17 protein-coding genes are annotated in these 19,066 nt (G+C 62.2%); 10 read left to right on the top strand and 7 right to left on the bottom strand.

What is annotated here, in order from left to right:
- Window positions 1-160: 160 nt before the first annotated feature.
- From ACQKP4_RS14465 to ACQKP4_RS14420, 10 genes are all read left to right on the top strand, one after another.
- Window positions 161-514 carry a hypothetical protein gene (locus ACQKP4_RS14465; protein ID WP_427634131.1) on the top strand — a complete coding sequence of 118 codons (354 nt, stop codon included), beginning with the start codon at window positions 161-163 and terminating at the stop codon, window positions 512-514.
- A gap of 281 nt (window positions 515-795) precedes the next feature.
- Window positions 796-1,755: an AAA family ATPase gene (locus ACQKP4_RS14460; protein ID WP_003218556.1), complete on the top strand. Its 960-nt coding sequence runs from the start codon at window positions 796-798 to the stop codon at window positions 1,753-1,755.
- 5 nt (window positions 1,756-1,760) lie between these two features.
- Complete coding sequence (locus tag ACQKP4_RS14455; RefSeq protein ID WP_427634128.1) at window positions 1,761-2,705, top strand: DUF58 domain-containing protein; 945 nt, start codon at window positions 1,761-1,763, stop codon at window positions 2,703-2,705.
- Window positions 2,702-3,196: a DUF4381 domain-containing protein gene (locus tag ACQKP4_RS14450; RefSeq protein WP_427634127.1), complete on the top strand. Its 495-nt coding sequence runs from the start codon at window positions 2,702-2,704 to the stop codon at window positions 3,194-3,196. The genes ACQKP4_RS14455 and ACQKP4_RS14450 overlap by 4 nt, the downstream gene beginning before the upstream one ends.
- Window positions 3,189-4,268: a vWA domain-containing protein gene (locus ACQKP4_RS14445; protein WP_427634125.1), complete on the top strand. Its 1,080-nt coding sequence runs from the start codon at window positions 3,189-3,191 to the stop codon at window positions 4,266-4,268. The genes ACQKP4_RS14450 and ACQKP4_RS14445 overlap by 8 nt, the downstream gene beginning before the upstream one ends.
- On the top strand, window positions 4,265-6,007 hold the full coding sequence (locus ACQKP4_RS14440) for a tetratricopeptide repeat protein (RefSeq protein ID WP_427634123.1): 1,743 nt from the start codon (window positions 4,265-4,267) through the stop codon (window positions 6,005-6,007). The genes ACQKP4_RS14445 and ACQKP4_RS14440 overlap by 4 nt, the downstream gene beginning before the upstream one ends.
- Complete coding sequence (locus ACQKP4_RS14435; RefSeq protein WP_427634122.1) at window positions 6,004-7,641, top strand: BatD family protein; 1,638 nt, start codon at window positions 6,004-6,006, stop codon at window positions 7,639-7,641. The genes ACQKP4_RS14440 and ACQKP4_RS14435 overlap by 4 nt, the downstream gene beginning before the upstream one ends.
- A gap of 625 nt (window positions 7,642-8,266) precedes the next feature.
- Window positions 8,267-9,505 (top strand): exonuclease SbcCD subunit D C-terminal domain-containing protein, encoded by a 1,239-nt coding sequence (locus tag ACQKP4_RS14430; protein ID WP_427634120.1) that lies wholly within the window; start codon window positions 8,267-8,269, stop codon window positions 9,503-9,505.
- Entirely contained in the window at window positions 9,502-13,143 is a 3,642-nt protein-coding gene (locus ACQKP4_RS14425) for an SbcC/MukB-like Walker B domain-containing protein (RefSeq protein ID WP_427634118.1), read from the top strand. Before ACQKP4_RS14430 ends, ACQKP4_RS14425 begins: the two co-directional genes overlap by 4 nt.
- Window positions 13,140-13,736, top strand: coding sequence for a glutathione S-transferase (locus tag ACQKP4_RS14420; protein ID WP_427634116.1), 597 nt, complete (start codon window positions 13,140-13,142; stop codon window positions 13,734-13,736). Before ACQKP4_RS14425 ends, ACQKP4_RS14420 begins: the two co-directional genes overlap by 4 nt.
- Before the next feature lie 4 nt (window positions 13,737-13,740).
- Here the strand turns inward: ACQKP4_RS14420 and ACQKP4_RS14415 are convergent, their stop codons facing one another.
- The 7 genes from ACQKP4_RS14415 to araD1 all read right to left on the bottom strand — a co-directional run bounded on the left by ACQKP4_RS14415 (window position 13,741) and on the right by araD1 (window position 19,049).
- Window positions 13,741-13,998, bottom strand: a complete 258-nt coding sequence (locus tag ACQKP4_RS14415) for a hypothetical protein (RefSeq protein WP_427634114.1) — start codon at window positions 13,996-13,998, stop codon at window positions 13,741-13,743.
- Complete coding sequence (locus ACQKP4_RS14410) at window positions 13,995-14,207, bottom strand: hypothetical protein (RefSeq protein WP_427634113.1); 213 nt, start codon at window positions 14,205-14,207, stop codon at window positions 13,995-13,997. Before ACQKP4_RS14410 ends, ACQKP4_RS14415 begins: the two co-directional genes overlap by 4 nt.
- Window positions 14,208-14,469: 262 nt before the next feature.
- Window positions 14,470-14,649 carry a hypothetical protein gene (locus ACQKP4_RS14405; RefSeq protein WP_427634111.1) on the bottom strand — a complete coding sequence of 60 codons (180 nt, stop codon included), beginning with the start codon at window positions 14,647-14,649 and terminating at the stop codon, window positions 14,470-14,472.
- Between the two features lie 156 nt (window positions 14,650-14,805).
- Complete coding sequence (locus tag ACQKP4_RS14400) at window positions 14,806-15,981, bottom strand: lactonase family protein (protein ID WP_427634109.1); 1,176 nt, start codon at window positions 15,979-15,981, stop codon at window positions 14,806-14,808.
- Entirely contained in the window at window positions 15,968-16,264 is a 297-nt protein-coding gene (locus tag ACQKP4_RS14395) for a DUF5629 family protein (protein ID WP_427634108.1), read from the bottom strand. Before ACQKP4_RS14395 ends, ACQKP4_RS14400 begins: the two co-directional genes overlap by 14 nt.
- Window positions 16,265-16,465: 201 nt before the next feature.
- Window positions 16,466-18,046, bottom strand: a complete 1,581-nt coding sequence (locus tag ACQKP4_RS14390; RefSeq protein WP_427634107.1) for an aldehyde dehydrogenase (NADP(+)) — start codon at window positions 18,044-18,046, stop codon at window positions 16,466-16,468.
- 10 nt (window positions 18,047-18,056) lie between these two features.
- Window positions 18,057-19,049: an AraD1 family protein gene (araD1, locus tag ACQKP4_RS14385; RefSeq protein ID WP_427634105.1), complete on the bottom strand. Its 993-nt coding sequence runs from the start codon at window positions 19,047-19,049 to the stop codon at window positions 18,057-18,059.
- Window positions 19,050-19,066 lie beyond the last annotated feature (17 nt).

The raw sequence follows: 19,066 nt of genomic DNA, 5'->3' as shown, positions 1-19,066 counted from the left end.
TTATGCCCGGTTTTACGGCACCTTCGTGCCGGAAATGACCAGTAACACTACACGCGTTCACGCCACCTCCTCTGACAGTCAGACGAGCAGAAATTCCCGAGGGCTGGCAGAATCGCCTTTTTTGTTGTGCTAACCATGCTCGTCGAGCCAGGAATTCCCCATGCAAATGACCACCGCCCTGTTGATTGTCAACCCGTGCGATGACGAAGAAGACAACATGGCCATGCTCTGCTGCCACAGCGACCAGGGCGACATGTTCCTGATGACTCGCTACCCGGACGAGGACGAGCTGGAAATCACTCTGGATGACGAGCCTTCGACGCTCGACGGCGTGAAAGTCACCTTGAGCGCGGGCAAATTGCTGATCGAAATCGCTGCCGGGGATGCTGACGCGCTCAAGGGGGATGATTCGCTGGAGATCACCTTCGATGCCGACATGACGGACCTGGCGGAAGTGCAAGAAACCTTGCAGAACATTCTCAAGGGGACCGGGACTTACATCAGTCAGCTTTGAGGGTGTAGAGCCGGCCCCTTCGCGGGCAAGCCCGCTCCCACATCGATCGCATTCTTTCCGAAAAAGCTCGGTCACCTGTGGGAGCGGGCTTGCCCGCGAAGAGGCTGGTACGAACGACGCATCCCCCTGGCCGGTACAAACTTCCAACACTTTCACCCATCATTTCCCGCACTTTGCACAAAATGCCGTTAGTCGCCGCCCCCCGCGATGCATTAAAGTAACGCCCCCAGCCCTGGCGTTATTCGAACGTCTTCGGCCACCTTCTCCAGGAACAGTCATCGATGGAACATCGTGAAGCGCTGCTGGCGCTGCGAACCTTTCTTTCAACGCAGATTCTCGGCCAGGAAAAACTCATCGAGCGCTTGCTCATCGCCTTGCTCGCCGACGGCCACATGCTGGTCGAGGGCGCCCCTGGCCTGGCCAAGACCAAGGCCATCAAAGAACTCGCCGAAGGCATCGAAGCCCAGTTCCACCGTATTCAATTCACCCCCGACCTGTTGCCGGCCGACATCACCGGCACGGAAATCTATCGCCCGGAAACCGGCAGTTTTGTCTTCCAGCAAGGCCCGATCTTCCACAACCTGGTGCTGGCGGACGAAATCAACCGTGCCCCGGCCAAGGTTCAGTCGGCATTGCTTGAAGCCATGGCCGAGCGCCAGGTCAGCGTCGGGCGCAGCACTTATGAGCTGTCGCCGCTGTTTCTGGTCATGGCCACGCAAAACCCGATCGAGCAGGAAGGCACCTATCCGTTGCCCGAAGCCCAGCTCGACCGCTTTCTGATGCACGTCAAAATCGGTTTCCCGGACGCCGCCGTCGAACGCCGCATCCTGCAACAGGCTCGCGGCGAAGCGCTCAACGGCGAAACCAAGCCTGAGCGCCGGGTCAGCCAGCAGGCGATCTTTGCCGCGCGCAAGGAAATCCTCGGTTTGTACATGGCCGACGCCGTGGAGGAATACCTGGTGCAACTGGTCATGGCCACGCGCACGCCAGCCAAGTTCGATCCGGAAATGGCCGAGTGGATTGCCTACGGCGCCAGCCCACGCGGTTCGATTGCCCTCGACCGCTGCGCCCGGGCCCACGCCTGGCTGGCCGGTCGCGACTTCGTCAGCCCGGAAGACATCCAAGCGGTGCTGTTCGACGTGTTGCGTCACCGCATCATTCTTTCCTTTGAAGCCGAAGCCGCTGGCATCGATCAGGACCGGGTGGTCCAGCGGATTCTCGACGTCGTAGCCGTCGCTTGACCCCGATGAACGCCATCCTGCCGCCCGAGCCGGGCATCCGTGTCAGCCTCTCCGAGCTGATCGAGATGCGCCATCGCGTTCGCGAAGTGCAGCTGTTTTCCACGCCGAGCCAGCGCAGCCCGCTGATCGGCCTGCACCACTCCAAATTGCGCGGCCGTGGCGTGGACTTCGATCAGGTGCGGGTCTATCAGGCCGGCGACGACGTGCGCACCATCGACTGGCGCGTCACCGCCCGCACGCAAGAACCCCACACCAAGCTGTTCCATGAAGAACGCGAGCGTCCCATCTTCATCATGGTCGAGCAAAGCCGTCGGCTGTTTTTCGGTTCCGGGCTGATGTTCAAATCGGTGCTCGCCGCACAGGCCGCGAGCCTGATTGGCTGGGCGGCGCTGGGGCACAACGACCGGGTCGGCGGCCTGGTGTTTGGCGACAACGAGCACTACGAGATCAAACCCCGGCGCAGCAAACAAAGCCTGCTGCAACTGCTCAACCGGCTGGTGCGGGTCAATCAGTCGCTGCACACCGAAAACGAGCAGAACCGCGATTCGCTCAATCTGGCGCTGCGCCGGGCCCGTGAAGTGCTGCGCCCCGGCAGTCTGGTGATCGTGATTTGTGACGAGCGCGCGTTGACCGAAGGCTCGGAGCAACAGCTGAGCCTGTTATCCCGCCATTGCGACCTGTTGCTGTTGCCATTGTCCGACCCGCTGGACCACGCCCTGCCCGCCGCCGGGCTATTACGTTTTGCGGAGCGTGGCGCGCAACTGGAACTCGACACCCTCAATTACGACCTGCGCCAGACCTATCGCGCCCAGGCCGAAGCGCGCATCGCCCGCTGGGAGCTGCTCGCGCAGAAACTGCGTGTTTTATTAATGCCGCTGAGCACCCAAAGCGAGATGGTCGAGCAACTGCGGGAATACCTGAACCCGCAGAAGCCGGGGAAAAGTCGATGAGCAGCCTCGATCAACTGCAGCCGCTGATTTCCCCGCCACCGATTGCATTCTGGCCGCCGGCACCGGGTTGGTGGCTGCTGCTTTTATTGCTGCCGCTGATTGCTTTCGGCCTGTGGAAAGCCCGGCGATTCGTCCCGCGCAAACGCCTGATCGTGCGCGCCGAACAACCGCTGGACCCGGTGCGCCTCGCCGCCCTCGCGGAACTGGCGCGGATGCCCAAACCCTACGACGGCGCCCCGGCCGGCGCGTGGTTGCAGCAACTCAACGGTTTGCTCAAGCGCCTGTGCCGCAACCATTACCCGTACAGCCAAAGCCACACTCTCAACGGTCGAAAATGGCTGGCGTTCCTCGATAACCGCTGCCCGGCCGCCGGCCTGACCCGCTGGATGGTGCTGGTCGAAGGCGCGTACAAACCCGAATGCAAACTCGACGACAAGGCCATCGCCGGCCTGACCCAAGCCGTCGACACCTGGATTCGCAAACATGTTTGAGTTCGCCTGGCCGTGGATTTTCATCCTGCTGCCGCTGCCCTGGGTGATGCGTATTTTGCTGCCGGTGGCCGACAGCGGCGAACCGGCACTCAAGGTCAGTTTCCTCAGCGACCTCGAAGGCCTGGCCCGCCGCCGCGCCCGCGCCAACCTGCCGGCCTGGCGGCAGCAAGCGCCGTTCATGTTGCTGTGGTTGCTGCTGCTGATCGCCACCGCGCGCCCGCAATGGCTGGGCGAACCGCTGCCGATTGCCGCCAGCGGCCGCGACTTGCTGGTGGCGGTGGACGTTTCCGGCTCGATGGATTTCCCCGACATGCAGTGGCAGGACGAAGACGTCAGTCGGCTGTCGCTGGTTCAGCATTTGCTCGGCGATTTCCTCGAAAGCCGTGAAGGCGACCGGGTCGGGCTGATCCTGTTCGGCAGTCAGGCGTACCTGCAATCACCGCTGACCTTTGACCGCCACACCGTGCGCGTGTGGCTTGACGAAGCGCGAATCGGTATCGCCGGCAAGAACACCGCGATTGGCGATGCCATCGGTCTGGGCCTCAAACGCCTGCGGATGCGTCCGGCCCAGAGTCGTGTGCTGATTCTGGTCACCGACGGCGCCAACAATGGCGGCGAAATCGACCCGCTGACCGCCGCGCGCCTGGCCGCCAGGGAAGGCGTGAAAATCTACCCGATCGGCATTGGCGCCGACCCGGAGCAAAGCGGCACCTTGGGTTTTCTCGGCGTCAACCCGAGCCTGGACCTCGACGAGCCAGCCTTGAAGGCCATTGCCGAAGCCACCGGCGGCCAGTATTTCCGGGCCCGCGACGGCAAGGAACTGCAAGCGATCAAAGACACCCTCGACAAACTCGAGCCGGTGACCCAACAACCGACTCAAGCGCGTCCGGCTCAGGCGTTGTATCACTGGCCGCTGGCGCTGGCGTTACTATTGAGCATGTTGCTGGTGGTTCGCGAGCGCTGGCCGGACAACCCGCTGCAACGCCTGTTTACCAAGGATCTGTTTTTGCCGACGCAACTGCCTGACTGGCGCGAACGGCTCAAACGCCTGCGCCTGCGGAGGCGTCGATGAGCGCACTGTGGCCTTACTTTTTCCGTCCCTGGTGGCTGCTGTTGCTGCCGCTGCTCGGCTGGTTGCTGTGGCAACTCTGGCATCGGCAAAAGCGCGCCGGGCGCTGGCAGATGATCCTGCCGCCAGCCTTCCACGGCGCGTTGCTCAGCGGCGGCAATGGTCGCGACAGCAAACTGCCGTGGGTCGTGCTGGGCCTGGCGTGGGTGCTGACGGTGCTTGCCTTGCTGGGGCCGAGCTGGGAGCGCGTCGAACAAATCAGTCAAAAGCCCGCCGACCCGCTGGTAGTGGTGCTGGAACTGACCCCGGAAATGCTCGCCACCGATGTCGCGCCAAACCGGCTGGAACAGGCCCGCCGCAAACTGTTCGACCTGCTGCAAACCCGCAGCGATGCGCAGACCGCGATCATCGTCTATGCCGGCAGCGCCCACACGCTGGTGCCGCTGTCGGATGACCTGTCGACCAGCCGTAATCTGCTGGATGCGCTCAAACCGTCGCTGATGCCCGAGACCGGCCACCGCGCCGACTTGGCGGTGAGCAAAGCGCTGGCGCTGCTGGATCAGGGCGCCCTCGGCGCCGGGCGGATCTTGCTGATCGGTTCGACCCTGACCGAACGGGAACGCCAAGGCATTCGGCAGGCGCTGGACGGCGAGTCGACGCAATTCCTGATGCTCGGCATCGGCACCGCGGACGGTGCGCCGGTCGCACAGGAAGACGGCAGTTTTCTCAAGGACGACCAGGGCGCGATTCTGGTGCCGCACCTCGACAGCCCCAGCCTGAAAGCCTTCGTCAATGACCTCGGCGGACGCTATCGCCAGGCGGGGCTGGACGATTCCGACCTGCAAGCGCTCGGCCTGCTGGATGGCCCGCGCCATCTGCGCAACGACGGCCAGACCCTGCGCCTCGACACCTGGGCCGATCAGGGTTACTGGCTGCTGCTGCCACTGTTGCTGCTGGCGGCATGCGCCGGTCGCCGTGGCTGGTTGTTCTGCCTGCCCTTGCTGTTTCTGTTGCCGCAACCGAGCTACGCCTTCGACTTCGAAGACCTGTGGCTGCGGCCCGACCAGCGTGGTTTGCATCTGCTGCACCAAGGGCACCCGGCCAGGGCGGCGCAGCACTTTGAAGATCCGCAGTGGCAAGGTGTGGCGCTGTACGAAGCAGGCGACTACAGTGGCGCCGCCCAGCGGTTCGCCGAAGGCAACGATGCTCACGCCCACTACAATCGTGGCAACGCACTGGCGCAAAGCGGTGAGCTGGAAGCCGCGCTGGACGCCTACGAACAGGCACTGGAACGTCAACCGGATTTGCGCCCGGCCCTGACCAACAAGGCGCTGGTGGAAAGCCTGCTGAAGCAGAAAAACACCCCGCCGCCGGTCGAGCCAGAGAAGACCGCAGGCAACCAGAGCGAAACCAGCGAGCAAGCACCGCCGCCCGGTGCCGCCACGCAACCGACGAACACCGATCAAGCGCAAACCGACGCCGAACAGAGCCCGCCGCAAGCCGAACAGCCGTCGACCACGACGCTGCCGAAACCGGGCACCAACGAAGTTCCGGGCAGTGAGCTGGGGGACGAGCAAACCACCACGCCGCCGCTGCACACGGCCAGCAACACCCTCGAAGGCGAACAGCAACAGGCGCTGGAGCAATGGTTACGCAAGATCCCGGATGACCCGGGCGAATTGCTCAGGCGCAAATTCTGGTACGAACAGCAACAACATCAGGATCAGGGAAAAACTCGATGAGCCGCTTCACCCTCTTCATGCTCGCGCTGCTCTGCGCCGGTCAGACCCTGGCGGCGACGCTGGTCGCCAGTGTTGATCGCAGTCGCCTGAACTCCGGCGAGACGGTCGAGCTGACCCTGGAATCCAACGACGTGACGCAATTCGGCAAGCCCGACCTGACGTCGCTGGAGCCTTTGTTCGAAGTGCGCGGCACCCGCCAGGTCAACCAGTTGAACACGCTCAGTGGCGACACCTTGGCCACCACGCGCTGGATCATCACCTTGCTGCCCAAGGAAAACGGCAGCGTGACTATCCCCGCGCTGCAACTGGGCGACGCCCAGAGCCAACCGATCACCGTGCAAGTGGTCGAGAGCGAGACCCAGGACACCACGAACACACTGGCGCCGGTGTTCATCGACGCCAGCCTCGACCAGCCCAGCGTGTACGTGCAGGCCCAGGCGATCCTGACCTTGCGCATCTACCATTCGGTGTCGCTGTACGACGACAGCAGCCTGACCCCGTTGCAGATTCCCGATGCGCGCATCGAACAACTGGGCGAGACCCGCACCTACGAAAAAGCCATCAACGGTCTGCGCCATGGCGTGATCGAACAACGCTATGCGATCTACCCGCAGCACAGCGGTGTATTGACCATTCCGGCGCAGATTTTCAGCGCCACGCTGGTGGACACCCAACCGATTCAGGACCCCGCCACCCAACCGCCGAAAACCGGCAAGCTGATGCGCGTCAGCTCGGTTGAATTGCCGCTGACGGTCAAAGCCAAACCCGCCACCTACCCCGCCGACGCCCCTTGGCTGCCGGCCCGCAGTCTGAGCCTGGATGAAAGCTGGAACCCGCAACCGGATCACGTGCAGGTTGGCGATTCGCTGACCCGCAGCCTGACCGTAAAAGCCGAAGGCCTGGCCAGCTCACAATTGCCGCCGCTGCCTGCCACTGATGTCAGCGGCCTGCGACGCTACCCGGATCAACCGGTATTGAGCAACCAGAGCACCGAGCGCGGTCTGGTGGGCAGCCGGGAAGACCGCGAAGCGCTGGTGCCGACCCGCACCGGGGAAATCGAATTGCCGGCGGTGGACGTGGTCTGGTGGAACACCCTCGAAGATCATCTGGAACACAGCAGCCTGCCCGCGCGCGCCCTGCAAGTGGCGAGTAATCCGAGCCTGGTGGTCGACACCCCGGCGAGCACCGCGCCGGTCAGCGTCATCGTCGACAGCGACGTTCTATGGCGCTGGAAACTCACCAGCCTGATCCTCGCCTGCACCACCGTGCTGGGTTTCGGCCTGTGGTGGCGCGCGCGCTGGCAACCGGCGATCCTGCGCGCCGCGCAAACCGGCCCGAGCCCGCGCACCGTGCTCGACGAACTCAAACGCGCCTGCCAGGCCAACGACTCCCACGCCACCCGCCAGGCGCTCGACGCCTGGGCGCGGCAACAACCGGAAACCCTGGCCGACATGGCCGCCCGCTTCGTACCGCTGTCGGATGCCCTGGACGGCCTGAACGGCGCCCTCTACAGCGAAACCGGCCAGCATTGGCAAGGCGAGGAACTGTGGCGCGCGATCAAGTCGATCCCGATTGCCGAACGGATTCAGGACCCGGTGGGTGATAGCGGGTTGCCGCCGCTTTATCCGAAGTGATGGATGGAAAGGCTTCTGTGGCCAGGAGGTCTCTGTAGCCAGGAGATTTCTGTGGTGAGGGGGCTTGTATGTCTAGAGGGCTTTGTGTCTAAAGGGCTTGTCTAGAGGGCTTGTGTGTCTAAAGGACTTTTGTGTCTAGAGGGCTTGTGTGGCAAGGGGGCTTTTGTGGCGAGGGGGCTTGCCCCCGTTGGGGCGCGAAGCGCCCCCAGCAGTTTTCATTTGGCCACCTCAAGTTATCTGGACGACGACTGCTTCGCAGCCGAACGGGGGCAAGCCCCCTCGCCACAAAAGCCCGCTAGCCAAAGAAACCTCCAGACCACAAAAGCCCGCTAGCCAAAGAAACCTCCTAACCACAAAAGCCCTCTAACCACAGAAACCTCTTGGCCACAAAAACCCTCTAGCCATAGAAACCTGCTGGCCACAAAGCCCTTTAGCCACAGAAACCTCCAGGCCACAAAAGCCCTTTAGCCACAAAAGCCCCTTGCCACAAAAACCCCCTCTCCACAGGCAAGCCGCCAGTACAAAGTCAGAGTCTGACCACAGACATCGTGTTTGCCAGTAAACTCTCTCCCCTTTCGCCGCGCTCATTTCCACGCGGCCATTCACTTATTTCCCGGAGTTCGCCTTGCGTCTGTTCCACACCTCCGACTGGCACCTTGGGCAGAACCTGCACGGCCAGGAACGCGATTTCGAGCACGGTTGTTTCCTCGAGTGGCTGTTGCGCCAGCTGAAGCTGGACCAGCCCGACGTGCTGCTGATCGCCGGCGACATCTTCGATACCGTCAACCCGCCGGTCAAAGCCCAGGAACGCCTTTACGATTTCATCGTCAGCGCCCACGAACAACAGCCGCAGCTGACCATCGTGATGATCGCCGGCAACCACGACTCCGGTTCGCGGATTGAACTGCCGGCGCCGTTGATGCGGCGTTTGCGCACTCACGCGTTGGGCCGGGTGTTGTGGCTCGATGACGGTCAGCTGGACGCCGAGCGCCTGCTGCTGCCGTTGCCCGACGCCAAAGGCAAAACCGTCGCCTGGTGCCTGGCGCTGCCGTTCCTGCGCCCGGCCGAAGTCACTGGCGCGCACCTGGGCGACAACTACCTGCGCGGTATCGGGCAAGTGCACGAGTGGCTGATCGAAGCCGCCAACGCCAAACGCAAAAAAGGCCAGGCGCTGATCGCTATCAGTCATGCGCACATGGCCGGTGGTTCGGTCTCGGAAGACTCCGAGCGCAGCCTGATCATCGGCAACGCCGAAGCGCTGCCCGCCAGCCTGTTCGGGCCGAGCATCAGTTACGTCGCGCTCGGGCATTTGCACAAACCACAGAAGGTGAATGGCGAAGAACGCATCCGCTACAGCGGCTCGCCGATCCCTTTGTCGTTTTCCGAAATCGGTTATCAGCATCAGATTCTCGACGTCACGCTCGACGGCGAAACCCTGGTCAGCGTCGAGCCGAAACTGATTCCCCGCGCCGTCAACCTGCAACGCATCGGCCCGGCGCCACTGGCCGAAATCCTGCTGCAACTGGCCGACCTGCCGAACATCGACTTGCTGGCCGATATTCAGCGCCAGCCGTGGCTGGAAGTCCGCGTTCGTCTGGATGAGCCGCAACCCGACCTGCGTCATCAAGTCGAAACCGCCCTGCAAGGCAAAGCCGTGCGCCTGGTGCGGATCGCCGCCGAGTACGCCGGCAGCCGTGACGGTGTCGATGACGGCACCACGCTGATCGAACTCGATCAACTCACGCCTCAGGAACTGTTCAGCCGCGCCTGGCAGGACAGCTACGGCAGCGAGGTCGACGAGCAAACCCTGAAAGACTTCGCCGAGTTGTTGCAGGACGTACAGATGGAGCGCGAGCAACCATGAAAATCCTCGCGATCCGCCTGAAAAACCTCGCCTCACTGGCCGGGCCTTTTGAAATCGACTTCACCGCCGAACCGCTGGCCAGCGCCGGCCTGTTCGCGATCACCGGGCCCACCGGGGCCGGTAAAAGCACCTTGCTCGACGCGTTGTGCCTGGCACTGTTCGGTGCCGTGCCGCGTCTGAGCAATGCGCAAGTGTCGGCCAAGGCACCGGACGCCGACGGCGAGATCAGCACCGGCGACCCGCGCACGCTATTGCGTCGCGGCACGGGCGAAGGCTATGCCGAGGTCGATTTCGTCGGCATCGACGGCCGTCGCTATCGTGCGCGCTGGGAAGCCAATCGCGCGCGGGAAAAGGCCGGCGGCAAGCTGCAAGCGAGCCGCCAGAGTTTGCGCGACATCGATCTGGACCAACTGCTGGCCAGTCAGAAAGTTGAATTCAAAACCCAGCTCGAAGCCGTGCTGGGGCTGAACTTCGAGCAATTCACCCGCGCCGTGCTGCTGGCCCAGAGCGAGTTCAGCGCCTTCCTCAAGGCCAACGACAACGAACGCAGCGAGTTGCTGGAAAAACTCACCGACACCGCGCTCTACACCCGGCTCGGGCGTCGCGCGTTCGACAAGACCAAAGACGCCCGCGAAGCGCACAAGCTGTTGCAAGACCAGGCGACGGGCGTGACGCCGCTGTCACCCGAAGCCCGCGCCGAACTCGATGCGCGCTTCAACGCCGCGCAGCAACAACTCAAGACCCAGCAAGCGCAACTCAAGCAACTTGAGTTGCAACACACCTGGCTCAAAGAACTGCGTCAGCTACAGGACGATCAGCAGAGCGCCACCGAACAACTGACCGGCGCCCAGCAGGATTGGGACCGTCAGGCGGGCGAACGCTTGAAGCTGACGCGACTGGAGCAACTGGCGCCGCAACGGCACCAGTTCGCGCGCAAAACCGAGCTGACGGCGCAACTCACGCCGCTGGCGACGCAGATTCAGCAACACACGCAGCAGCAAACCGAGCTGAGCGAGCGTCAGGCGCAACTCGAACAAAGCGTGAGCGCCGCCCAAGCCGCGCTGATCGCCGCGCAGCAGCAACACAGCGCCAGCGCGCCACTGCTGCGTCAGGCTTTCGAGGCGCAAAGCACCCTCGCCCGCCTGGTCAAGGACGCGAGCCTCAGCGCTGGCCTCAAGCAGCAAGCTGAGCTGGCGTGCACTCAGGGCCAGAGCACCATTCAAGGTTTGCTCGACCAACAGCAACGGGTCGCGGAACGTTTGCAGCGAATCGCCGGCGAGCTGGAGCACAGCACGCCGCTGGCACCGTTGAGCGATGCCTGGAATGCCTACCGCGATCGCCTGCAACAGCTGATGCTGATCGGCAACCGCTTGAACAAGGGTCAGGCGGAAATGGCGGCGCTGGAGCACAGCGCCGCACAGGCCGCCGAAGCGTTGGCGACGCAGAAACAGACGCTGGAAGTGCTCTATAAAGAGGCCGGCGCCGAACCCGAAGCGGTGGCGGAACAGATCCAGTTACTGGGCAATCTGCTGCAAGACAACCGCAAGCAACTGCGCGCCTTTGAAGAACTGACGCGGCTCTGGTCCAGCCAGCAGGACCTGGACAAACGCGGCGCTGAACTTCAACAACGCCAGCTCGACGCGCAACAGGAACGTGATCGCCTGACCCAGGATGGCGTCAAGACCAAAAACGAACTGGCCGTCGCCGAGCAAACCCTGACCATCACCCGCGAACTGCTGGAGCGCCAGCGCCTGGCCCGCAGCGCCAGTGTCGAAGAATTGCGCGAGCAGTTGCAGGATGATCAGCCGTGCCCGGTGTGTGGCAGCCCCGATCACCCCTATCATCAGCCCGAAGCGCTGCTGCAAAGTCTCGGTCGCCACGACGAAAGCGAACAGGCCAACGCCCAGAAAGCCGTCGACCTGTTGAAGGAAAAGCTCACCGAATTACGCGCTGAGGTCGTCGGCGTGATTGCTCAGCAGAAGGAGTTCTTGCAGCAACAGGAGCAATTGGCGATCCAGCAACAGGGCCTGACACCCAGCCTCGACGCGCATCCGCTGTCGGCTCAGTTGCTGGCCCAGGACGCGAGCAAACGTGATGCCTGGCTGACGCAGCAGAACAGTCAGTTGAATCAGAGCATCGCGCAGGACGAACAGCGGCAAACCGCCCTGCTCACCCTGCAACAGGATGCCGCGCGCCTCCAGCAACAGTTGCGCAGTGCCGAAACCGCGAGCCAGCAGGCGGCGCAGCATCTGAGCAATCAGCAACAGGCGTTGAGCAACGACCGTCAGCGTCTGGATGAAGAACTGACCGCGTTCAGCAGCTTGTTGCCGGCCGATACGTTGCAAGCGTTGCGTAACGAACCGGCCGCGACGTTCCTGCAACTCGACCGGCAGATCGCCCAGCGCCTGGAGCAGCTCGACCAGCAACGCGATGAACTCGGCGAGCAGCAACAGCGCCAGCAGACGCTGGAAAAAGAACAGGACCGCCAACAGACCCGCGTTCAGCAACTGGACGCCGCCAGCCAGCAATTCGACGCCCTCGCCGCGCAACAACAGGCGTGTCAGCAGACCCTGGCGCAACTGCTGGGCGAACACGCGAGCGCCGAGCAATGGCAGCAGCAAGTCGATCACGCGGTCGAACAGGCCCGTAACGCCGACGCCGCAGCCAACCAGGAACTGCAAACCGTGCGCACGCAGTTGGTGCAACTGGCGGCCGAACTCAACGCGCAGCAGCAGCGCTCGCAGGCACTGGCCCACGAAGACCGGGAGTTGGCGAGCAAGATCGCCGACTGGCGCGCGCGACACCCGGAACTGGATGACGGCGGCCTGGAAGAGTTGCTGAGCGTTAACGATCAACAGGTCAGCGACCTGCGCCAACAGTTGCAGCACAGCGAAAAAGCCATCGAACAAGCCAAGGTCTTGTTGCAGGAGCGGGACAAGCGCCTGCTCAGTCATCAGGCGCAGCACAACGGCAACCTCGATGCCGAACAACTGGCTAGCGCGCTGACCGAACTGCAAAATCTGTTCGCCGCCAGTGAACACCGCTGCGCTGAACTGCGCGCCGAACAGGCTGAGGATCAGCGTCGGCAAAATGCCAATCAGGCGCTGGCGCAGCAGATCGCCGATGTCTACACCGAGTACCAGCGCTGGGCGCGGTTGAATGCGTTGATCGGTTCGGCCACTGGCGATACCTTCCGCAAGATCGCCCAGGCCTACAACCTCGACCTGCTGGTGCACCACGCCAACGTGCAGCTGCGCCAACTGGTGCGGCGTTATCGCCTGAAACGTGGCGGCAGCATGCTTGGCTTATTGGTGATGGACACCGAAATGGGCGATGAACTGCGCTCGGTGCATTCGTTGTCCGGTGGCGAGACGTTCCTGGTCTCGTTGGCGCTGGCCCTGGGCCTGGCGTCGATGGCATCGAGTACGCTGAAAATCGAATCGCTGTTTATCGACGAAGGTTTCGGCAGCCTTGACCCGGAATCCCTGCAACTGGCCATGGATGCGCTCGATGGCTTGCAGGCGCAGGGGCGCAAGGTCGCGGTGATTTCCCACGTACAGGAAATGCACGAACGGATTCCGGTGCAGATTCAGGTCCGCCGCCAAGGCAATGGCCTGAGCACCCTGGAGGTGAAATGAATACGCTGTATTCGTTTCGCCGCTGCCCCTATGCGATGCGCGCCCGCATGGCCCTGCGTTACAGCGCGGTGGCGGTGGAGATTGTCGAGGTCAGCCTCAAGGCCAAGCCGGCCGCAATGCTGGCGTTGTCGGGCAAAGGCACGGTGCCGGTGCTGAGTATCGATGGCCGTGTGATCGATGAAAGCCTGGAGATCATGCGCTGGGCATTGGCGCAGAACGATCCGCAGGACTGGTTGCTCAACGATGATCCTGGCGCACAGGCACAGATCAACCTGCTGATCGAAGAGAACGATCAAGTATTCAAGGTGCATCTGAATCGCTACAAATACGCCGAGCGTTACCCCGAGCAACCGATGGCAGTGTATCGGGCCGAGGGCGAGCGGTTTTTGCGCACGCTGGAAGGATTGCTGGAGGGGCGCGAGTACTTGCTGGCCGGGCACCCGAGCCTGGCGGACGTGGCGCTGATGCCGTTCATTCGACAATTCGCCCATGTCGATCGCGAGTGGTTCGCGCAGACGCCTTATGTTCGGTTGCAGGCCTGGTTGCAGCGGTTTATCGCATCGGAACTGTTCACTTCAATCATGCAGAAGTAACCGATCAGGCAAACACTTCGCACATCTGCAACACCGAGCAATCGACGTGGAACGGCCCGAAGAAACTTTCCTGGCGCTTGCTCGGCGGATTGCCTGCCAGCAAACCCAAGGCCTTGGCGGTCAGAATGCTGTGCGCCATGTTGTGATTGGCTTCGATCGAACGCGCCACGGAACCCGCCGAAGCCTGCCCGAACCCCAGCAAGGACGCGCCATTGGTCATGAACGCCAGAAACGCGATAACCCAGAGTTTGCCACCTTTCATAATCCGACCACTCCCGACAGCTGCGCCGAATCGACCACCGCGTTTTGCACGCGGTGTTCAAACTGGATGCCGGGATGTGCCACCTGAATCGGTGCTTCGAAACTGTGTTGCGATTGCGACGAGAGGCTGACTACCAGCACCAGGGTCACGTAAAGACCGATGGCCAGGTAGGCGCCGCGTTTGGCAGAGGTAAGGATTGCGCTGGCCATGGTGTTCTCCGTGGGCATGTTTGAAGGCCCACAGAATCCAGCAAAGCAACCGCCGCCACCAACAAGGCTTATTTATAGTGACTATCAGTTTCGATGATCGCCAAATTGGCTGACAGCGAGCAGCCAATGACTCACAGCCATCTATTTAAAAGGCCCACAACGCGTTATGCAGGAGCGACATCACTCATGACCTGGCGACCAAACAACGGTCGACCTGTCAAAAGTGACTTCGCTCCTGCATAAAAAGTGCAGGGCTGGAATTTCAGGCCTGGGTTTTGTGATCCAGCGCCGCGTAGAAGTTGGCGCTCTGTTGCAGGTATTTCTGGGTGTAGCTTTGGGTGTGGGATTTTTTGCTGCTGATTTCAACACTGGCGCTGGCTGGCAGGGCTACGGTAGCTGAGATAGCGGAAGCGGCGATCACGGAGAAGAGATTGAAGTTCATGGCGGTGTTCCTCGGATTCAGTTGGCTTGCTTGCCCGGTTGGGCCGTGAAGCAAACTTACTCCCCGAGGGTTGGCGCCTTGAAATCTTTTGTAGCATTAGCTGTTATCAGCGTCATTAATAGAAGGTGGCAGCCCCCACAAACCGGGGGCTGCGGCCTATTGACGCACCAGGAACTTGATGTCGCTCGGCGCATCCATCGGCAATTTCTGCACGGTTTTGCCCAGCAAACCGGTCTTGGGATCGCGTTCGACGACGACAATCTGGTTGCTTTTCTGGTTGGCAATCAGCAAGAACTTGCCACTCGGGTCGAGGCTGAACTCGCGCGGGTGATCGCCCTCCACCGAACGCCGCTGCAGTTCCTTGAGGTGGCCGGTGGCGGGATCGATGGCGAATACCAGCAGCTGATTAGCGGTGCCACGGTTGCTGACGTAGAGGAACTTGCCGTCAGGCGAGGCATGCAGCGCCGCGCCGGCCTTGTCCGACGTCGGCTGGCCCGCCGCCAGGTCGACCATCTGCGTTTGCTCAAGCTTGCCGTTCTGGTAATCGAACACGGCGACCTGGGCACTCATTTCCATGGTCAGCCAGGCATGCTTGCCATCGGCGCTGAACAGCAAATGACGCGGCCCGCTGCCGGGTGGCAACTGGACGAACGCCGGTGTCGCGGCGGTCAGCGGCAAGTCCGGGTTGGCCTTGGGATCGAAGCGGTAGACAAAGACCTTGTCCGCGCCCAGATCGTTGGAGAACACGTAATGCCCATCGGGCGAAGAAATCGTCGAATGCACGTGCGCCGACATCTGCCGCTCGGGATTGACCCGGCTCGCCGGATGACTGCTCATCTGCACCACGTTTTTCAGTTTTCCATCAGCGCCCAGCGGCAACACCGCAAGGCTGCCGCCCGGGTCTTCGACCACCGAATAGTTGCTGACGAACAAGTGACTGGCATCGCCGCTAAGGCTCGAATGCGTCGGCTCGTTGCCCAGGCTCTGCACCTGATTGATCAGGCTCAATGCATGGGTCTTGGGATCGATTGCATAACTGCTGACGCGCCCCACCGGGTCTTTCTGTCCCGGACCGTTTTCATTGACCACAAACAACAGCCGCTGATCCCTGGACAAGGTCAGCCAGGACGGGTTTGCGCTTTTGACCACTTGCAGCGGCTTGGGGTCGATCTGCCCGGTGGCGCTGTCGAAGTTCAGGCGATAAATGCCCTGGCTCTGCCCCGCCGTGTAGGAACCGACCAACAATTGGTAGTCGTCGGCGACGGCGGCTTGCAGGCCCATCGCACCGACACTGCCCGCCATCAACAGCGGCCAGAGCTTACGCATCCTCATGCTCTTCTTCCTCATCGTCGCTGGCGCCGAAGGCATCCATCAGCACCAGCCGGTGCTCACCGGAATCACCGGTGATCAGCCAGCTTTGCAGGGTGGGATCAAAGGAGGCGCCCTGAATCTGCGCCATGGTGAACGCCCAGTGCTTCGCCGCTCGACCGTCCATGCACTCGATGTGCAGGTTATCGTCTTCATCAAGGGAGAATTCGAACGCGTGCAATCCGTCGATTTCCAGCATGTCGGCGTGTTCGAGGGCGTTGAGCAAGGAGTCGGTTGCGGCAGTCATGGCAGGTAATCTTTAAAAGGGAAAGACGCAATGATAGCCCAATGTGGCGCCGACCCTGTGCCAGGCACAAAACCCGCTAACACCACAAAACAAATGTGGGAGCGGGCTTGCTCGCGAATTCGGTGTGTCATTCAGCATTGATGCCGGCTGACAATCCGCATTCGCGAGCAAGCCCGCTCCCACAGTTATTGCGTTTAGTCGTCAGAGCGCGTCGCGTGACGGCTTGCCATCCACCAACCGCTGAATGCGCAGTGGGTTGCCGTTTTTCAACGCCTCCGGCAGCAAGCTGTCCGGGTAATTCTGGAAGCACACTGGCCGCAGGAAACGCTCAATCGCCAGCGTACCCACCGACGTGCCGCGCGCATCCGACGTCGCCGGATACGGCCCGCCGTGGACCATCGAGTCGCACACTTCGACACCAGTGGGATAGCCATTCAACAGAATCCGCCCGACCTTCTGCTCCAGCAACGCCGTCAGCTCAGCGAACTGCTCGAAGTCTGCCGGATCGCCAATGATTGTCGCCGTCAGCTGCCCGTGTAACCCGTGCAACGCCGCACTGAGTTGCGCCTGGTCGGCGACTTCGACGAACACCGTGGTCGGGCCGAAGACTTCTTCCTGCAACACTTCATCGCCATTGATCAACAGACTGACATCGGCCTTGAACAGTTGCGGCTGCGCCTGATTACCTTGCTGCGCCTTGCCTGCCAGGTGCGCGATGCCCGGATGCGCCAACAACTTCTGCAAGCCTTTGCCATAGCTGCCGAGGGTGCCGGCGTTGAGCATGGTTTGCGCCGGTTGGTCGTCAATCAAATCAGCCACTTGTTGCACAAACGCGCTGAACTGCGCTGAGCGAAGGCCGATCACCAACCCTGGATTGGTACAGAACTGACCACAGCCTTGAACCACCGAGGCGGTCAAGTCGCGGGCGACGGATTCAGCGCGCGCCGCCAGCGCCTGCGGTAACACGATCACCGGGTTGATGCTCGACATTTCGGCGAACACCGGAATGGGTTGAGGCCGCGCCGCGGCCATGTCGCACAGCGCACGCCCACCCTTGAGCGAACCGGTAAACCCCACGGCCTGAATCGCTGGATGCTTGACCAACGCTTCGCCGACCCCGCCGCCGTAGATCATGTTGAACACCCCGGCTGGCATGCCGGTTTTTTCCGCCGCGCGAATGATCGCGTCGGCCACGTGTTCGGCGGTTGCCATGTGACCGCTGTGGGCCTTGAACACCACCGGGCAACCAGCGGCAAGGGCCGACGCGGTGTCGCCACCGGCGGTGGAGAACGCCAATGGAAAATTGCTCGCACCGAACACGGCGACTGGCCCGAGACCGATGCGGTACTGGCGCAGGTCCGGACGCGGCAATGGTTGACGATCAGGCAATGCCTTATCGATCCGCGCCCCGTAGAAATCACCGCGTCGCAGTACGTTGGCAAACAAACGCATCTGGCCACTGGTGCGACCACGCTCGCCCTGAATACGCCCGGCCGGCAAGGCGGTTTCGCGACAGACCACGGCCACGAAGTCATCGCCCAACGCGTCCAGCTCCTCAGCCACTGCGTCCAGAAATTGTGCCCGGCGTTCCGCGCTCAGGCTGCGGTAAACCGGGTAAGCGGCAGCGGCGGCCTGGGCGGCAGCCGCCACTTCTTCAGGCGTGGCCTGGATGAAATCGTGCGGCAGCGCCGCGCCGGTGCTGGCGTCGATGCTCTGTAATTTGACGGTGCCGGCCGCGCTGCGCTGGCCGCCGATGTAGTTGTAACCAAGAATCCGGGTCATGCCTTTCTCCTTAAAGAGCGCCGACGGCGCCGGGCTCGAACGCCGCTTGAGCGGGTGCAATGCCGTTGATCAACGGCGCGCCGAACTCGGCCTGAGTGATCTCGAACACGTCACCCGGCCGGGTGCGAATGCCGTCGGCAAAGGACAGGGTCGCGGTGCCGAAAAAGTGAATGTGCACGTCCCCCGGACGCAGGAACTGGCGGTATTTGAAATGGTGATACTCGAGGTTCGCCAGGCTGTGGCACATGTTGGCCTCGCCGCTGAGAAACTCGTGCTGCCACAGCACTTCGCCGTCGCGCAGGATGCGGCTGGTACCTGCCAGATGTTGAGGCAGCTCCCCGACCCGAAGTTCCGGACCATAGCTGCAACTGCGTAATTTGGAGTGCGCCAGGTACAGGTAATTCTTGCGCTCCATGACGTGATCGGAGAACTCGTTGCCGACCGCATAACCGAGGCGATACGGCTTGCCGTCGTGGCCGATGACGTAGAGACCGCTGAGCTCGGGCTCTTCGCCGGCGTCCTCGGCAAACGGCGGCAGCGGGAACGGTTGGCCTGGGCGGACGACGATGCTGCCGTCACCTTTGTAGAACCATTCCGGCTGCACACCGGCCTGCCCCGCCGCCGGTTTGCCGCCCTCCACGCCCCATTTGAAAATCCGCATAGTGTCGGTCATGGCGGCTTCGTCACCGGCATGCTGATGCATTTTGTCGCGCGCCGAGGCGCTGCCCAAATGAGTCAGGCCGGTGCCGCTGACCAGCATGTGCGCCGGGTCCGGATGATCGAGCGGCGGCAGGATGCGCAGTTGGCCCAGCAGTTCGGCGTAGTCATGGCTGATGCCCAAGCCGAGGCTTTGCACCTGTTGCTCAAGATTGACGCCTGCCTCGATGGCGGCCAGCGCCAGATCGCGCGTCGTGCGCGCATCCTGGACCTCGCGGACCAGCCCGTTCTCGACCACGCCAACCCGACGCTCGCCGTTAACCAATTCGAACTGAACTAAACGCATGATTTTCTCCCGTAACA

This window comes from Pseudomonas sp. NPDC086278, from assembly GCF_050280905.1.
GTDB lineage: Bacteria > Pseudomonadota > Gammaproteobacteria > Pseudomonadales > Pseudomonadaceae > Aquipseudomonas.
The sequence above is the reverse complement of the archived record's forward strand: the minus strand, read 5'-3'. Positions and strand labels throughout refer to the sequence as shown.

Bases quoted from the DNA above. Each gene is read 5' to 3' on its own strand.
- ACQKP4_RS14415 (WP_427634114.1), bottom strand. From the start codon at position 13,998: ATGAAAGGTGGCAAACTCTGGGTTATCGCGTTTCTGGCGTTCATGACC.
- ACQKP4_RS14405 (WP_427634111.1), bottom strand. From the start codon at position 14,649: ATGAACTTCAATCTCTTCTCCGTGATCGCCGCTTCCGCTATCTCAGCT.
- ACQKP4_RS14445 (WP_427634125.1), top strand. From the start codon at position 3,189: ATGTTTGAGTTCGCCTGGCCGTGGATTTTCATCCTGCTGCCGCTGCCC.
- ACQKP4_RS14410 (WP_427634113.1), bottom strand. From the start codon at position 14,207: ATGGCCAGCGCAATCCTTACCTCTGCCAAACGCGGCGCCTACCTGGCC.
- ACQKP4_RS14400 (WP_427634109.1), bottom strand. From the start codon at position 15,981: ATGAGGATGCGTAAGCTCTGGCCGCTGTTGATGGCGGGCAGTGTCGGT.
- ACQKP4_RS14440 (WP_427634123.1), top strand. From the start codon at position 4,265: ATGAGCGCACTGTGGCCTTACTTTTTCCGTCCCTGGTGGCTGCTGTTG.
- ACQKP4_RS14425 (WP_427634118.1), top strand. From the start codon at position 9,502: ATGAAAATCCTCGCGATCCGCCTGAAAAACCTCGCCTCACTGGCCGGG.
- ACQKP4_RS14420 (WP_427634116.1), top strand. From the start codon at position 13,140: ATGAATACGCTGTATTCGTTTCGCCGCTGCCCCTATGCGATGCGCGCC.
- ACQKP4_RS14395 (WP_427634108.1), bottom strand. From the start codon at position 16,264: ATGACTGCCGCAACCGACTCCTTGCTCAACGCCCTCGAACACGCCGAC.
- ACQKP4_RS14455 (WP_427634128.1), top strand. From the start codon at position 1,761: ATGAACGCCATCCTGCCGCCCGAGCCGGGCATCCGTGTCAGCCTCTCC.
- araD1 (WP_427634105.1), bottom strand. From the start codon at position 19,049: ATGCGTTTAGTTCAGTTCGAATTGGTTAACGGCGAGCGTCGGGTTGGC.
- ACQKP4_RS14465 (WP_427634131.1), top strand. From the start codon at position 161: ATGCAAATGACCACCGCCCTGTTGATTGTCAACCCGTGCGATGACGAA.
- ACQKP4_RS14390 (WP_427634107.1), bottom strand. From the start codon at position 18,046: ATGACCCGGATTCTTGGTTACAACTACATCGGCGGCCAGCGCAGCGCG.
- ACQKP4_RS14435 (WP_427634122.1), top strand. From the start codon at position 6,004: ATGAGCCGCTTCACCCTCTTCATGCTCGCGCTGCTCTGCGCCGGTCAG.
- ACQKP4_RS14450 (WP_427634127.1), top strand. From the start codon at position 2,702: ATGAGCAGCCTCGATCAACTGCAGCCGCTGATTTCCCCGCCACCGATT.
- ACQKP4_RS14460 (WP_003218556.1), top strand. From the start codon at position 796: ATGGAACATCGTGAAGCGCTGCTGGCGCTGCGAACCTTTCTTTCAACG.